The sequence below is a fragment of the Salinicola sp. MH3R3-1 genome (genome assembly GCF_001937155.1).
In the GTDB taxonomy this organism is placed as follows: Bacteria; Pseudomonadota; Gammaproteobacteria; order Pseudomonadales; family Halomonadaceae; genus Salinicola; species Salinicola halophyticus.
The window spans coordinates 153915-168900 of the sequence record NZ_MSDP01000004.1; the positions used below are offsets into that span (position 1 = coordinate 153915).

Consider the following 14986-nt stretch of genomic DNA (forward strand, 5'->3'; position numbering starts at 1 on the left):
CGGTTCGGCTGGGCGATTCTGGCGGTCAGTCGCCCATTGTGGCCGGTGGGACGTTTAGGCATGCTGATCGTCTCGCATCGCCGGACGCTGTCGTCGTCTGTCATCCGGTGCCCGCTAGCACGCCGGAATCCTGTACCCAACGTCTGAATTCATTCGCCGCCTGACTCGAGTTCGTCATGACAACACCTTTCGTTCACCTTCGTGTCCACAGCGAATACTCCCTGGTCGATGGCCTGGTCCGCCTCAAGCCGCTGATCAAGGCCACGGCCGAGACCGGCATGCCGGCGGTGGCCGTGACCGACGACACCAACCTGTTCGGCCTGGTCAAGGTCTACAAGGCCGCCCAGGGCGCCGGGCTCAAGCCGATTATCGGTGCCGACCTGTGGCTACACAACGCCCACGACGAGAGCCATCCCTATCGTCTGACCCTGCTGGCGATGAACGATACCGGCTACCGCAATCTGACCGAGCTGATCTCACGGGCCTGGACCGAGGGCCAGCGCCAGAACATGGCGATCCTCGACAAGTCCTGGGTGTTCGAGCAGAGCGAAGGGCTGATTGCTCTTTCCGGCGCCCGCGAAGGCGAGATCGGACGCTTTCTGATCGCCGAGCATATCGACACCGCGCGCCAGCTGCTGGAGGAGTGGTGCCGGCACTTTCCCGGCCGTTTCTACCTGGAGCTGCAGCGTACCGGTCGCCAGTACGACGAGGAGTGCGTGCACCATTCGGTCAGGCTGGCAGGCGAGAGCGGTACGCCGGTGGTGGCGACCAACGACGTGCGCTTTCTCCAGCGTGAGGACTACTGGGCCCACGAGACGCGCGTCTCGATCGGCGAGGGCAAGGCGCTGGAAGATCCTCGGCGCGAACGACGCTACAGCGAAGAGCAGTATCTCAAGACCCCGGAAGAGATGGCCGAGCTTTTCGCCGACGTGCCCGAGGCGCTGGAAAACAGCGTCATGATCGCGGCGCGCTGCAGCGCCAGCGTGCGCCTGGGCGAGATATTCCTGCCCGAATATCCGATCCCCGAGGGGCTGACCCAGGACGAATTCTTCCGCAAGATTTCCCATGACGGCCTCACCGACCGCCTGAACACGTTGTTCGCGGGCGACACGCCGATCTATCCGGGCCGCTCGCTGGCCGAGCACGAGCCCGCCTACCGCGAGCGGCTCGACTTCGAGCTCGATATCATCCTCAAGATGGGGTTCCCCGGTTACTTCCTGATCGTGATGGACTTCATCCAGTGGGCCAAGGACAACGACATCCCGGTGGGGCCGGGACGCGGCTCCGGGGCGGGCTCGCTGGTCGCTTACGTGCTCAAGATCACCGATCTCGACCCGCTGGAATACGATCTGCTGTTCGAACGCTTCCTCAACCCCGAGCGGGTGTCGATGCCCGACTTCGACGTCGATTTCTGCATGGAGAAACGCGATCGGGTCATCGACTACGTGGCCAATCGCTACGGCCGTGATGCGGTCTCGCAGATCGTCACCTTCGGTACCATGGCCGCCAAGGCGGTGGTGCGTGACGTGGCGCGTGCCCAGGGCAAGCCCTACTCGATGGGCGACAAGCTCTCCAAGTTGATCCCGTTCGAGGTCGGTATGACGCTGGCCAAGGCGATCGAACAGGAGCCGCAGCTCAAGGAGTATCTCGAGTACGACGAGGAAGCCGCCGAAATCTGGGAGATGGCACTCAAGCTCGAGGGCATCACGCGCGGCACCGGAAAGCACGCGGGCGGCGTGGTGATCGCGCCGACCAAGCTGACCGACTTCTCGCCGCTGCTGTGCGACCCGGATGGCTCTGGCCTGATGGTGCAGTTCGACAAGAACGACGTCGAGGACGCCGGGCTGGTCAAGTTCGACTTTCTCGGCCTGCGTACGCTGACAATCATCGACTGGGCGCTGGAAATGGTCGATGTAGTGCGCGCCCGCGACGATGTGGGCCCGCTCGATATCAGCACCATCCCGCTGGACGACAAGCCGACCTTCGACATGCTCAAGAAGGCCGAGACCACCGCGGTCTTCCAGCTCGAATCCCGCGGCATGAAAGAGCTGATCAAACGCCTGCAGCCGGATTCGCTGGAGGACATGATCGCGCTGGTGGCGCTGTTCCGTCCCGGTCCGCTGCAGTCGGGCATGGTGGACGACTTCATCAACCGCAAGCATGGCCGCGCCGAGCTCGCCTATCCCAGTGCCGATTATCAGCACGAACTGCTCAAGCCGGTGCTGGAACCGACCTACGGCATCATCCTGTATCAGGAACAGGTGATGCAGATCGCCCAGGTGCTGGCCGGCTACACGCTCGGCCAGGCCGACATGCTGCGCCGCGCCATGGGCAAGAAGAAGCCGGAGGAGATGGCCAAGCAGCGCCAGGGCTTCATGGACGGCTGTGCCGACAATGGCATCGACAAGAATCTGGCCGGCAACCTGTTCGATCTGGTGGAAAAGTTCGCCGGTTACGGCTTCAACAAGTCGCACTCGGCGGCCTATGGCCTGGTGTCGTACCAGACCGCCTGGCTCAAGGCACATTATCCCGGCCCGTTCATGGCCGCGGTGCTCTCCACCGAGATGGACAACCTCGACAAGGTCGTGCCGCTGATCGAGGAGTGCCGGCATCTCGGGCTGACGGTGACGCCGCCGAACGTCAATGTCGGTGCTTACAAATTCACCGTCGACGAGAGCGGTCAGGTCGTTTACGGGCTCGGCGCGATTCGCGGCGTCGGCGAGGGGCCGATCGGCGCTATCGTCGAAGCGCGCGAGGCGGGCGGCGAGTTCACGGACCTGTTCGACTTCTGTCGTCGCATCGACGGCAAGCGCATGAACAAGCGCACCCTCGAAGCGCTGATTCGCTCTGGCGCGGTGGATACGCTGGGCCCGTCGCGTGCGGTGCTGGCGGCTTCTCTGGAGGCCGCGATCAAGGCCGCATCGCAGAACCAGACCAACCAGAACCTGGGCATGATCGACATGTTTGGCGAGGCTTTCGCCGAGCCCGTCGACGATGGCGACATCTACGCTGACTATCGCCATGCCCGCGACTGGAGCGACAAGGAGCGTCTGGCCGGGGAGAAGGATACCCTTGGCCTCTATCTCACCGGCCACCCGATCGACGAGTACGAACACGAGCTGAAGCGCTTCGTGGCGACCCGGATCGTCGATCTCAAGCCCTCCCGCGAGCCGCAGCGCGTGGCCGGGCTGGTGGTGGCAATGCGCACCATGAAATCGAAGCGTGGCGATACCATGGCTTTCCTCACGCTGGATGACCGCACCGGGCGGATCGAGGCCTCGCTGTTCGGCGAGATGTACGATCAGGTCCGCGGGCAGCTGACGGCCGAGCAGGTGCTGATCGTCGAGGGGGAAGTGTCCAGCGACGACTACTCCGGTGGCCTGCGTCTGCGCAGCAAGGACATCACGCTGATGGCCGACGCCCGTGCCCGCTTCGGTGAAGCGGTCGAGCTCTGCGTCGACGGTGCTCAGCTCAACGGCCGGTTCTCTCGATCCCTGCACGATAGCCTCTCGCCATGGTTGAGCGACTCCGGTCTGCCGGTGCGGGTGCGCTACCGTAATGCCGAGGCCAGCGGCTGTTTCGAGCTGGCGCCGAACTGGAAGGTCTCCCCCAGCGATGAACTGATGACCGCGCTTCGCGGCGTCGAAGGTTACGAAAAAGTCGCGCTTCGCTATCGGGGTGGCTAACGTGTGGCGGTAGGGTGCCTCCTTGCGAACACGCATGAAGGTGCGATAATAGTTCGTTTCGCGGCACGCCAGTCGCCCGTGTTTCAGAAATCCGCTCTGTTTCAGAAATCGAAGCCTGCCAGGATCACAGTAGAAGCTCTATGAATCCCAACTATCTAGACTTTGAACAACCGATTGCCGAACTCCAGGCCAAGATCGAAGAACTGCGTCTGGTCGGTAACGATAGCCGCATCAGCCTGAGTGACGAGATCGGCAAGCTCGAAGAGAAGAGCCGTAAACTCACCGAACAGATCTTTCGCGATCTGACCGCCTGGCAGGTGACGCAGCTGTCGCGGCATCCTCAGCGCCCCTACACGCTCGACTATCTCGCCAGCGTCTTTACCGATTTCGACGAGATGCATGGCGATCGTCATTTCTCCGACGACGCCGCTCTGGTCGGTGGCGTGGCACGTCTCGACGACAAGCCAGTGATGGTCATCGGCCACCAGAAGGGGCGTGACGTCAAAGAGAAAGTGCGGCGCAACTTCGGCATGCCACGGCCTGAAGGGTATCGCAAGGCGTGCCGACTGATGGAGACGGCCGAGCGCTTCAAGATGCCGGTACTGACTTTCATCGACACGCCCGGCGCCTATCCCGGTATCGATGCCGAGGAGCGTGGGCAATCCGAAGCGATCGCCTACAATCTGGCGGTGATGTCGCGGCTGAAAACGCCGATCATTGCCACCGTGATCGGAGAGGGCGGCTCCGGCGGAGCGCTTGCCATCGGCGTCTGCGACGAGCTGCAGATGCTGCAATACTCCACCTATTCGGTGATCTCGCCGGAGGGTTGCGCCTCGATCCTGTGGAAGAGCGCCGACAAGGCCTCTGAAGCGGCTCACGCGATGGGTATCACCGCCTCGCGTCTGAAAGAGCTCGGATTCGTGGATTCGCTGATCGACGAGCCGCTGGGTGGCGCGCATCGCAATCCGCGCAAGACGGCCGATCGGGTCAAGGACGCGTTGACGGGCAGTCTCGATCGGTTGCGGGCGATGGATACCGAGACGCTGCTGGAGCGCCGGTATCAGCGCCTGATGAGTTACGGCGCTCCAGCCGCTTGACGGCTCTTCCTGCGCTCGCCCACACGGCGTTGAGTCGGAGCGCAGCAAAGACAGCGGCCGAAGGCCGGCCCGGCGGGCGAGCGTAGCGAGTCATACCGGCTTGGCATGCTCATTGACACCCACGTTAACTCCGCTGCCTCGCCGGTTTTCGTCTTGTGGGGCTTCGCTCGGGGCGAGCCCTCTAGATCGTCAAGTTCCCAAGAGAATCTCGCTCTATTTTCGAGGCCTAGCATCATTGCCGCAGCACGTAGGAGTCCGCCGTGCGACCTTCCCTCGAAGATCTCATTGATAGAGCCCTGGCACGTCATGTGTCGGGGCGTGTCGTCTGGGTGGCACTCTCCGGTGGTCTCGACTCTTCTCTGCTGCTGAGCGTGGCGGCACCGCTGGCGCGCCAGCGCGGCGTCGATCTGCGGGCGATTCACGTCAATCACGATCTGCAGGCGGCGGCGGGCGACTTCGAAAGCCACTGTCGCGAGCTGTGCGATTCGCTGGCCGTATCACTGGTCGTTGCCTCGGTTACCGTCAGCCCGGCGGGGCAAGGAATCGAGGCCGCCGCCCGCGACGCGCGTTATCAGGCATTTTCCCGTCATCTCTCTACCGGTGACCGCCTCTGGCTGGCGCAGCATGCCGACGACCAGGCCGAAACGCTCCTGCTGGCGACGCTTCGTGGCAGCGGCGTACGTGGCCTGGCGGGCATGCCTGTAGTGCGTCAGTGGCGAGGCCTCGCCGTCGAGCGTCCCTGGCTGGGTCTGGCGCGATCCGAGCTGGCACGGGAGGCGGCACGCCGTGGCGTGGCATGGTGCGAAGATCCCACCAACGCCGAGGTAAGGTTCGATCGCAACTATCTGCGTCACCGCGTGCTGGCACCGTTGCGACAACGCTGGCCAGGCGCTGCCGAGGCACTGGCACGAAGCGCCGGTCATCTGCAGGAGACCGACGAGCTGCTGGGACAGCTGGCCGAGATCGACCTGGCTGAGGCGGGGGGCGATCCCGGCTGCCTGCGGCTGTCGACGCTGCGCGGGCTTGTCTCTTCGCGTCGACGCCTGCTGATTCGTCACGCGCTCGAGCGCCTGAGCTTGCCGACGCCGCCGGCGGCACGCCTGGTCGAGCTCGAACGTCAGCTGACCACGGCAGCGGTTGACCGTCTGCCATCGCTTGTCTGGGCCGGGGGCGAAGCCCGGCTATGGCGGAATCATCTCTACTTGCTGGCGCCCCAGCCACCGATCGATCTGTCCTGGCAGACGACCTGGGATGGCGTCTCGTCGCTGGAAACACCCTGGGGACACTACTGTTGGGTGCTACGGCCGGCTCGAGGTGGCGCGACAATGTCGCTGCGGGTCGGCCTGCGCCAGGGCGGCGAACGTCTCTGTCTGGCCGGGCGTGGCAGGCGCGATCTCAAGCGTCTGCTGCAGGAAGCCGGCGTCCCGCCGTGGCAGCGGGGTCGCCTGCCACTGGTGTGGTTTGGCGACGAACTGGTAGCGGTGCTCGGCGTTGCGTCAGCGCAAGGCTGGTGTCAGACGCGCTAGATCGACGTCACGGGCTGTATGTCAGCGTCAGTCCGGCACTCTGTTGAAAGGCGGCTTCCTGTTCGAGATCGTTGAGCAGCAGTGCCTGAGGCTTGGCGTCGGGCAGCCGCAAATGCAGATTGTCGCCGTCGCAGATTAGTTGGAAGTCGACGGGGGCCTGTTCCGGGCGAGCGTGATTGAGCATCACGGCGAGCCGCAAGAGCCGCGCCAGCCGCTGGTAGGTGAGCTGTACGGCATCGGGCAGCGCTTCGAGCTCCTTCTGCGCGAATTTACGCCGATGAGCTCGAACCAGAAACGCCAGCGCCTGTTGCTCGGGGCGGGAGAAACCGGTCAAATCGGAATACTCGAGCAGGTAGGCGCCATGGCGATGGAACTGGCTATGGGAGATTGCCAGACCAATTTCGTGTACCTGGGCCGCCCAGAACAGGAACAGACGCTGCTCTTCACTCAGCGACCAGCCATCGCGGACCTGATCGAAAGCCGCCATGGCGCTCTGCGCCACGTGGTCGGCGTGGGCCGTCTCGACGCTGTAGCGTCGCATCAGGGATTCGATGCTATGCCGCCGGGAATCCTCGGGCGTGCTACGGCCGATTAGATCGAACAGCACGCCTTCGCGCAGCGCGCCATCGGAGTAGCGCATGCGCTTGAGGTCGAAGGCTTCGAATACGGCACACAGAATCGCGACGCCGGCGGGAAACACCCGCGCGCGATCTTCCTTCAGGCCGTCCATCGCGACCTTGTCCAGATTGCCGAAACCGATCAGGGTCTTGCGCAGCTTCATCAGTGCGTCGCGCTCGATCAGCGTGGCATCGCCATCGCCCCTGGCGCCGATGACGGCGGCCGCCGCCTTGATTGTACCGCTGGAACCGATCGGATCCTGCCAGCCCAGCTGGCAGTAATGTCGCTGGATATTGGCCAGTTCGGACATCGCCGCCATCTCGGCGCGCCGAAAGCGCTTCTCGCTGATATCGCCGTTGGCGAAAAACGTGCCGGTATAAGCGACGCAGCCCATGTGAAGACTTTCCAGCGCCTGGGGCTCGAAGTCCTCGCCGATGATGAATTCGGTGGAACCGCCACCGATATCGACGATCAAGCGTCGGCCGTGAACCTCGGCGAGCGCGTGCGCCGCGCCCAGATAGATCAGGCGCGCTTCTTCACGTCCGCCGATGATCTCGATCGGATGGCCGATCAGCGCCTCGGCGCGATCGATCAACTGGCGGGCGTTGTAGGCCGCACGCAGTGCGTTGGTACCGACGATTCGCAGGTTGGCGGCAGGGACGCCGTCGAGAAAAGGCGCGAAACGCTCCAGGCAGGCCAGGGCTCGCGCCATGGCTGCGTCGGTGAAGTTCTCGTCCGCGTCGAGGCCGGCGGCGAGCTGGACTTTCTCACCCATCTTGGCGACGACCTGAAGCTGGCCGTCTTGATAGTTGGCGACCAGCAGGTGGAAGCTGTTGGAGCCGAGATCGATCGCGGCCAGGCGCCGCGTTTCGTCGTTGGCGGTCGACTTCCCGCTCATGGCGTGGCGTCCTCGAAAACGGTCATGAAATGGGTGGCTGCGGCGTGTCGTCCGATTGTGCAGCGTTCTCGGCGAACGCTGCGACAGCGCTGGATGGGCCAAGATTGCGGGGGGCGTCCGGCCTTGTCAATCGCCCGCGCGGCGGGCATGCTGGCGACAGCGGGATGTCCATCGATAGAGACACGAGTTCATGCAACCACAGCGACGCCATCTGGATAACGAGGCTTTCGAGCGTCAACGCGAGGAACGGGCCATACCGTGGCTTGCGGTTTTCGTCGCCGACTGGTGTCAGCCCTGCGAGACCTTGCTGTCCCGCCTCTCCTCCGCGCCAGCAGGGCCGATTCGTGATCTGGCGGTGGGCGTGGTCGATGTCGATCGTGAACCGGCACTGGCCGAGCGATACGGGGTCAAGGGGACGCCGACGCTGATCCTGTTCATCGAGGGCGAGCCCCGGCTCACACGGGTTGGTGCACTGTCGGAAGCGCAGCTGTTGCAAATCGGCGAAGAAAGTACGCGCAATTGATCGAACCCGTTGGCGATGGCCGTACACGGTCGCTATTGGGGGGCTTGCTTTCGGCAGATAGCTTGTCTACCATCTGGACGTTCACCTGTTCCGAATGCTTCTCGACCGCCTCGCGGTCCCCCAAGTCGTCAGTCAATCCCAGTCCCAATCATCGGCCAGTTTCGATCTTTGGACAGTGACAACGCTCCCGGATGACTCTTTCCGTGAGATTGCAGGCGAATCAAATCGCTCTCCCGGCATCCTCGCGACATGGCAAGTCGGTACCCGGCCTGTTTCGACGTAGCGCCGAGAGGCCATGCGAAATGTATGACCCCTGGGACGACTGAACGCGCCGCGCGGCGTCTGAATCGACCGCCTCTTGTCCTCCTTTTCTATCTCGGCAAAAGTCATTGCCTGCGACACGAGCCATCTTTGACGAACTCATGAATCTAACCGAACTCAAGCAAAAATCCGTTCCTGAACTGCTGGATATCGCCCGTGAAATGGGTATCGATAATCTGGCTCGCTCGCGCAAGCAGGACATCATCTTCGCCATCCTGAAGAAGCACGCCAAGAGCGGCGAAGACATCTACGGCGATGGCGTCCTGGAGATTCTGCAGGACGGTTTCGGTTTCCTGCGTAGCGCGGATTCTTCCTATCTGGCTGGCCCCGACGACATCTATGTCTCGCCGTCGCAGATTCGTCGTTTCAATCTGCGCAAGGGCGACTCGATATCCGGCAAGATCCGTCCGCCGAAAGAAGGCGAGCGCTACTTCGCGCTGTTGAAAGTCAACGAGATCAACTTCGACAAGCCGGAAAACGCCAAGCACAAGATCCTGTTCGAGAACCTGACGCCGTTGTTCCCGCAGGAACGTCTGCCGATGGAGATCGGCAATGGCTCCACCGAGGACATCACCGCTCGCGTGATCGACCTCACGTCACCGATCGGCAAGGGCCAGCGCGGCCTGATCGTGTCGCCGCCCAAGGCCGGCAAGACCTTGATGCTTCAGAACATCGCGGCGTCGATCACGCGCAACAATCCCGAATGTCACATGATCGTGCTGCTGATCGACGAGCGCCCCGAGGAAGTGACGGAAATGTCACGGACGGTGCGTGGTGAAGTCGTGGCCTCGACCTTCGACGAGCCGCCGGCACGCCACGTTCAGGTCGCCGAGATGGTCATCGAGAAGGCCAAGCGTCTGGTCGAGCACAAGAAGGACGTGGTCATTCTGCTCGACTCCATCACTCGTCTGGCGCGTGCCTACAACACCGTGGTGCCGTCTTCCGGCAAGGTGCTGACCGGTGGTGTCGACGCCCATGCGCTCGAGAAGCCCAAGCGCTTTTTCGGTGCGGCGCGTAACATCGAAGAGGGCGGCAGTCTGACCATCATCGCCACGGCGCTGGTCGATACCGGCTCGAAGATGGACGAAGTGATCTTCGAGGAGTTCAAGGGTACCGGCAACATGGAAGCCCACCTCGACCGCAAGCTGGCCGAGCGCCGCGTCTACCCGGCCTTCAACATTCGTCGTTCCGGTACGCGTCGCGAGGATCTGATCGCCTCCGAGGAAGAAATGCAGCGGATGTGGATCCTGCGCAAGCTGCTCAATCCGATGGACGATGTGGCGGCGACGGAGTTCCTGATCGATCGTCTCAAGGATACCAAGACCAATCTTGAATTCTTCGAAGCCATGAAAAGACGTTGATTCTGGCTGGCTGCACTCGATGACACTGCGTTGGAAAATCGCTCAAGCTGCTCATTTACTCCAGTAAATTCCGCACTTTCGCGATTTTCCGCCTTGTCTCATCTTCGTTCGCTCAGCCAACTTTCAACGCTTCGTGAGATATTCGGGGCAAAGCAGAAAATGGAGGGCAGCATGTTATGCTGCCCTTTTTGCGTTCTTGGATAGTGGATACGGGCAACGTCATGAAATATCACGATTTGCGGGATTTCATCGCGGCGCTGGAGCAGCGTGGTGAGTTGAAGCGTGTCAGTGTCGAGGTGGACCCGTATCTGGAGATCACCGAGATCTGTGATCGCACGCTGCGCGCCGGCGGTCCCGCACTGCTGTTCGAGAACGTCAAGGGCAGCGAGATGCCGGTGCTGGGCAACCTGTTCGGGACCCCCGAACGCGTCGCTTTGGGCATGGGGCAGGAGAGCGTCGAGGCGCTGCAGGAGGTCGGCAAGCTGCTGGCTTTCCTGAAGGAGCCGGACCCGCCCAAGGGGCTCAAGGATGCCTGGGACAAGCTGCCGATCTTCAAGCAGGTCATGAGCATGGGGCCGAAGACGGTGCGTTCGGCGCCCTGTCAGCAGGTCGTGTTCGAGGGCGAGGACGTCGACCTGGATCGCCTGCCGATTCAGCACTGCTGGCCGGGCGATGTGGCACCGCTGGTGACCTGGGCGCTGGTCGTGACCAAGGGGCCGCACAAGACGCGCCAGAACCTGGGCATCTATCGCCAGCAGAAGCTCTCCCGGAATCGGCTGATCATGCGCTGGTTGAGCCACCGCGGTGGCGCGCTCGATTTCCGCGAGTGGCAGCAGGCGCACCCGGGGGAGCCGTTTCCCGTGGCGGTGGCGCTGGGCGCCGATCCGGCAACGATTCTCGGGGCGGTGACGCCGGTACCGGATACGCTTTCCGAATACGCGTTCGCCGGGCTGCTGCGCGGCTCGCGCACCGAGCTGGTCAAGTGCGGTCACGCCGATCTGGAAGTGCCGGCATCGAGCGAGATCGTGCTGGAAGGCTTCATTTATCCGGATGACATGGCGCCCGAAGGGCCCTATGGCGATCACACCGGGTATTACAATGAAGTCGAGAACTTCCCCGTGTTCACCGTCGAGCGCATCACCCATCGTCGCGATCCGATCTATCATTCGACCTACACTGGTCGCCCGCCGGATGAGCCCGCCGTGCTGGGATTGGCGCTCAATGAAGTGTTCGTGCCGATTCTGCGCAAGCAGTTTCCCGAGATCGTCGATTTCTATCTGCCGCCGGAGGGCTGTTCCTATCGGATGGCGGTCGTGACCATGAAGAAGCAGTATCCCGGTCACGCCAAGCGAGTGATGATGGGGGTCTGGAGTTTTCTACGCCAGTTCATGTATACCAAGTTCGTGATCGTGCTGGATGACGATGTCGATGCGCGCAACTGGGAAGATGTGATCTGGGCCATCACCACGCGCATGGATCCGGCCCGCGACACGGTCTTGGTCGAGAATACGCCCATCGACTATCTTGATTTCGCTTCGCCGACCGCGGGGCTGGGCTCCAAGATGGGGCTGGATGCCACCAATAAGTGGCCGGGCGAGACCACTCGCGAGTGGGGCGAACCCATCGTCATGGACCCGGCTGTCAAGTCGCGCGTCGATGAGCGGTGGGAGAGCTACGGTATCGATATCGCGGCGCCGTCGGCGCGAACGGGAACCTCGAGCAAAGATGGGGCGGCATGACGGCAAGTAGTGAAGTGGACATGACGATCAGGACATTGACCTGCCAGGTGGAAACGGTCGAAGACCTGACCCCCGACGTATTTCGGGTCGTACTCGAGGGGCGGGTCGAGGCGATCAGCCATGCGCCGGGCCAATATCTGGAACTGGAGTTGCATGAAGGCACCTGGGTGCCTTTTTCGATTGCCTGCGCCGACAATGGTGAGGGTCAGTTGGAGCTGCATATCCAGCACTGGCCGGAGCGCACCCACTCGGCGAGACTGCGCGAGTTGCTGACCCATCGCAATCGATTGTCGGTGCGGCTCCCTAGTGGAGACTGTTTTCTGCCGGCGGGAGGCGGGCAGCCGCTGTTGCTGATCGCGGCCGGCACCGGCTTTGCCCAGCTCAAGGCGATCGTCGAAGCGGCATTGGCCGAGAACCCCGAGAGAGACATCTCGATCTGGTGGGCGGTGCGCGAGCGGCGCGACCTATATGCCGAATCCCTGGCGCGGCAATGGGCTCAGACGTATTCGCACGTCCATTTTCATGCGGTGGTCGAGGCGGCGGAGACCGAGTTCGAAGCGCTGCCGGGCATTCACTGGCATCGCGGGCGTATCGACGAGGCGCTGGCGGCAGCGTTCGAGACACTCACGGGCCTCGAGATCTACATCGCCGGTTCACCGGGCATGGTCTATGCCTGCGTCGACACCCTGGCGCCATTGGGTCTCGCGGAACATCAGGTGCATTCGGACGTCTTCAGCTATGCCCCACGGGTGCCCTTTCTGCCGCTGCCCGAGGGGGACCCGACCCAGCCGCCACTGACGCCGGGCGAGGCGCACGCGACATCGGAACAGGGCGCAGCATCGAACAAGGGCGCGGCATCGAAGAAGGGTGAAGCATCCAAGAAGAGAGAGCCATGAGCCAGTCTCCGATCCTGATTACCGGTGGCGCTCAACGCTTGGGGCGTCACTGTGCCGAGCGCCTGCTCGACGACGGTCACCCGGTCATCGTCACCTATCGCCGCGAGCGCGATACGCTGGAGGCGTTACGCCAGCGAGGGGCTGTGACGCTGGCGGCGGATTTCGCCAGCGAAGCGGGTATACACGATTTTATCGCCCGGCTGCGCGAGACTACCGCCAGCCTGCGCGCCATCATTCACAATGCGAGTGAGTGGCTGTCGGATCCCGAGCCGGCGGCGGCGGGGGAGACGCTGGAGCGACTGTTTCGGGTCCACATGCAGGCGCCGTATCTGATCAACCTGCACGCCAGAGATCTGCTGGAAGCGTGTCAGGAGCCTCAGTGCGACATCGTGCATATCACCGACAGCATCGTTCGGCATGGGGCGGCGCGTGGAGCGGCGGGACAGGCGGCATATGCTGCCACCAAGGCGGGGCTCGAGAGTCTGACCCGGTCGTTTGCGGTACAGTTTGCGCCCCGAATTCAGGTCAATGCGATAGCGCCGGGCCTGGTCATGCTCAATGGCGATGAAGGCATCGACAGCGATCAGCGGGTACCGGGGCCAGGGGTCGTTTATCAGACGCTGCGCTATCTCCTCGACAACGATTTCGTCACCGGCACCACCGTCGCGGTGGATGGCGGTCGCCACCTCGGCTGACGAGCGCGTATCGCTGCGTCGAGACCGCGGCGGCCGTCCCGTCCCTTCACCAGGCGGCCACGGTGACCGCGCCGCCTCGCTACAGCGACACGGTGTTACTGCGGATCTGAATCAGCTTGCCTTCGTCGATCACCGGCCCTGACGGCTTGCCGCCCGGCGCCCCGGCGCTGGGCTCCATGCTGACGGCGAAGTCGGCGGTTTTCATCAGGCCCAGCATCTTGGTGGGCAGCTGCATGGTCGCTTCGCCCTGAGTCGGCAGCATGCCCAGCGAAACCGGCGTGCCATTTTCCATCATCCACAGCTCGCCACCCTTGCCTTCGGGCATCGGATCCGGCGATACCGCCTGCACCATCATCTTGCCGTCGAGGGTGGCGTTGAGAATCCACGCCGTCTGGCCGCTGGGCTGATTGATCACGAACACGTACTCGCCCGGCATCATGCCCGACTCCTTCGGCGCCAATGTCAGTAAGGCAAGCGCCAGCGCCGCGGCAGTCGCGAGACCGCTGAATGCGCGCCAGAACCCGAGCCGTTGCAGCAGGCCGGTCTTGAGTCCCAGCCGCGTGGCGATACCGGACCACAGCTGCGAAGGTGGTTTGACGGGCTCCAGCTGCTGGTTGAGCAGCTGCAAGTGCTCGCGCCACGCATCCACGCTGTGCTGTAGCCCCGGGCTGACCGCCAGCAGCGCTTCGAATTCGGCGCGCTGGTCGCGATCCAGCGTGCCGAGAACGTATTCTCCGGCTGCCATCTCGCGCTCGTCGGGATCGTTCAAGCCAAACGTGTCATGCATTCCTTCAACCTCTCGAGGCCTCTCCGGACCCAGCTCTTGACGGTTCCCAGCGGTTTGGTCAGATGTGACGCCAGATCGTGGTGGGTCAGTCCTTCGAAAAACGCCAGCTCCAGCGCCTGCCGCTGTTGCGTGGTCAATTCGGTCAGGCACTGCTGCAGGGTTTCTGCCTGCTGATTGATATCGCTCTCGCTCTCGACGTCGGAGTCGCCCGGCAAGGTATCGATGATGGCATCGCCGTCCGCCTCCTGCGGGCGCTGGCGTCTGAGCCAGTCGATTCCGATATTACGCGTCAACGTCGATAGCCAGGTCATCGGTCGCGCCCGCGAGGCGTCGTACTGACCCGCCACCTGCCAGACACGCAGGTAGACCAGTTGCAGGCAGTCCTGGGCGGCGGCTTCCTGACGTACGATACGCAGCAGCTGCGCGTATAGATGCGGACTGGTCGCGCGATAGAGTTTCTCGAAAGCAAGACCATCGCCGCGGGCGCTGGCGTGGAGATTGTCGATCAGCACTTCATGAGGCGGGTAGGCCATGGAGTTCCTTGAAAGGCTTTCTTTTTCTTGTCCAACAGTCTCGCCAACGGGGTCGAACAAGTAAAGCCTGGATGGCGTTGGGATAGCCCGTCGCTTCAAAAGACTTGTCAAAACGCGTCGGAACGTTAGGATAGAGCCACGACTTACTTGAAGACTCTCTGCGAGAGAACGTCATGACCGGACGCCACGACTCACGTTTCATCGACACCGCCCAGGCTTGCGGCGGTGCGATGGCGTTCGCGTTCTCTGGTTATGGCTATTGGTTTAGGACTGGCGTGCCCGCCGGTTGGTCACACTGACCTGAAC

The 14986-nt window shown here is 62.8% G+C and carries 11 protein-coding genes; 8 read left to right on the forward strand and 3 right to left on the reverse strand.

The window, feature by feature from the left end:
• Positions 1–176: 176 nt before the first annotated feature.
• The 3 genes from dnaE to tilS all read left to right on the forward strand — a co-directional run bounded on the left by dnaE (position 177) and on the right by tilS (position 6309).
• Positions 177–3686 (forward strand): DNA polymerase III subunit alpha, encoded by a 3510-nt coding sequence (gene dnaE, locus BTW08_RS03305; RefSeq protein WP_075561092.1) that lies wholly within the window; start codon positions 177–179, stop codon positions 3684–3686.
• A 140-nt stretch (positions 3687–3826) separates the two neighbouring features.
• Positions 3827–4783 carry an acetyl-CoA carboxylase carboxyltransferase subunit alpha gene (locus BTW08_RS03310; protein ID WP_075561093.1) on the forward strand — a complete coding sequence of 319 codons (957 nt, stop codon included), beginning with the start codon at positions 3827–3829 and terminating at the stop codon, positions 4781–4783.
• A gap of 260 nt (positions 4784–5043) precedes the next feature.
• Positions 5044–6309, forward strand: coding sequence for a tRNA lysidine(34) synthetase TilS (tilS, locus tag BTW08_RS03315; protein ID WP_075561094.1), 1266 nt, complete (start codon positions 5044–5046; stop codon positions 6307–6309).
• Between the two features lie 7 nt (positions 6310–6316).
• Here tilS and BTW08_RS03320 read toward each other — a convergent pair whose 3' ends face one another.
• On the reverse strand, positions 6317–7825 hold the full coding sequence (locus BTW08_RS03320) for a Ppx/GppA phosphatase family protein (protein ID WP_075561095.1): 1509 nt from the start codon (positions 7823–7825) through the stop codon (positions 6317–6319).
• 190 nt (positions 7826–8015) lie between these two features.
• Here BTW08_RS03320 and BTW08_RS03325 point away from each other — a divergent pair, with 190 nt between their 5' ends.
• The 5 genes from BTW08_RS03325 (at position 8016) to folM (ending at position 13360) form a co-directional block, all read left to right on the forward strand.
• On the forward strand, positions 8016–8348 hold the full coding sequence (locus BTW08_RS03325; protein WP_075561096.1) for a thioredoxin domain-containing protein: 333 nt from the start codon (positions 8016–8018) through the stop codon (positions 8346–8348).
• A 422-nt stretch (positions 8349–8770) separates the two neighbouring features.
• Complete coding sequence (gene rho, locus BTW08_RS03330) at positions 8771–10030, forward strand: transcription termination factor Rho (protein WP_075561097.1); 1260 nt, start codon at positions 8771–8773, stop codon at positions 10028–10030.
• A 221-nt stretch (positions 10031–10251) separates the two neighbouring features.
• Positions 10252–11769 carry a 4-hydroxy-3-polyprenylbenzoate decarboxylase gene (gene ubiD, locus BTW08_RS03335; protein WP_075561159.1) on the forward strand — a complete coding sequence of 506 codons (1518 nt, stop codon included), beginning with the start codon at positions 10252–10254 and terminating at the stop codon, positions 11767–11769.
• Positions 11770–11789: 20 nt separating this feature from the next.
• Positions 11790–12665, forward strand: coding sequence for an NAD(P)H-flavin reductase (locus BTW08_RS03340; RefSeq protein ID WP_075561098.1), 876 nt, complete (start codon positions 11790–11792; stop codon positions 12663–12665).
• On the forward strand, positions 12662–13360 hold the full coding sequence (gene folM, locus BTW08_RS03345) for a dihydromonapterin reductase (protein ID WP_075561099.1): 699 nt from the start codon (positions 12662–12664) through the stop codon (positions 13358–13360). The genes BTW08_RS03340 and folM overlap by 4 nt, the downstream gene beginning before the upstream one ends.
• A 79-nt stretch (positions 13361–13439) precedes the next feature.
• On the opposite strand, the gene BTW08_RS03350 is transcribed toward folM, so the two are convergent.
• Together BTW08_RS03350 and BTW08_RS03355 are read right to left on the reverse strand one after the other, a co-directional pair.
• Entirely contained in the window at positions 13440–14147 is a 708-nt protein-coding gene (locus BTW08_RS03350; protein ID WP_083627653.1) for an anti-sigma factor, read from the reverse strand.
• Positions 14126–14680: a sigma-70 family RNA polymerase sigma factor gene (locus BTW08_RS03355; protein ID WP_075561101.1), complete on the reverse strand. Its 555-nt coding sequence runs from the start codon at positions 14678–14680 to the stop codon at positions 14126–14128. The genes BTW08_RS03350 and BTW08_RS03355 overlap by 22 nt, the downstream gene beginning before the upstream one ends.
• Positions 14681–14986 lie beyond the last annotated feature (306 nt).

Bases quoted from the DNA above. Each gene is read 5' to 3' on its own strand.
- dnaE (WP_075561092.1), top strand. From the start codon at position 177: ATGACAACACCTTTCGTTCACCTTCGTGTCCACAGCGAATACTCCCTG.
- BTW08_RS03310 (WP_075561093.1), top strand. From the start codon at position 3,827: ATGAATCCCAACTATCTAGACTTTGAACAACCGATTGCCGAACTCCAG.
- BTW08_RS03320 (WP_075561095.1), bottom strand. From the start codon at position 7,825: ATGAGCGGGAAGTCGACCGCCAACGACGAAACGCGGCGCCTGGCCGCG.
- BTW08_RS03325 (WP_075561096.1), top strand. From the start codon at position 8,016: ATGCAACCACAGCGACGCCATCTGGATAACGAGGCTTTCGAGCGTCAA.
- rho (WP_075561097.1), top strand. From the start codon at position 8,771: ATGAATCTAACCGAACTCAAGCAAAAATCCGTTCCTGAACTGCTGGAT.
- ubiD (WP_075561159.1), top strand. From the start codon at position 10,252: ATGAAATATCACGATTTGCGGGATTTCATCGCGGCGCTGGAGCAGCGT.
- BTW08_RS03340 (WP_075561098.1), top strand. From the start codon at position 11,790: ATGACGATCAGGACATTGACCTGCCAGGTGGAAACGGTCGAAGACCTG.
- folM (WP_075561099.1), top strand. From the start codon at position 12,662: ATGAGCCAGTCTCCGATCCTGATTACCGGTGGCGCTCAACGCTTGGGG.
- BTW08_RS03350 (WP_083627653.1), bottom strand. From the start codon at position 14,147: ATGCATGACACGTTTGGCTTGAACGATCCCGACGAGCGCGAGATGGCA.
- BTW08_RS03355 (WP_075561101.1), bottom strand. From the start codon at position 14,680: ATGGCCTACCCGCCTCATGAAGTGCTGATCGACAATCTCCACGCCAGC.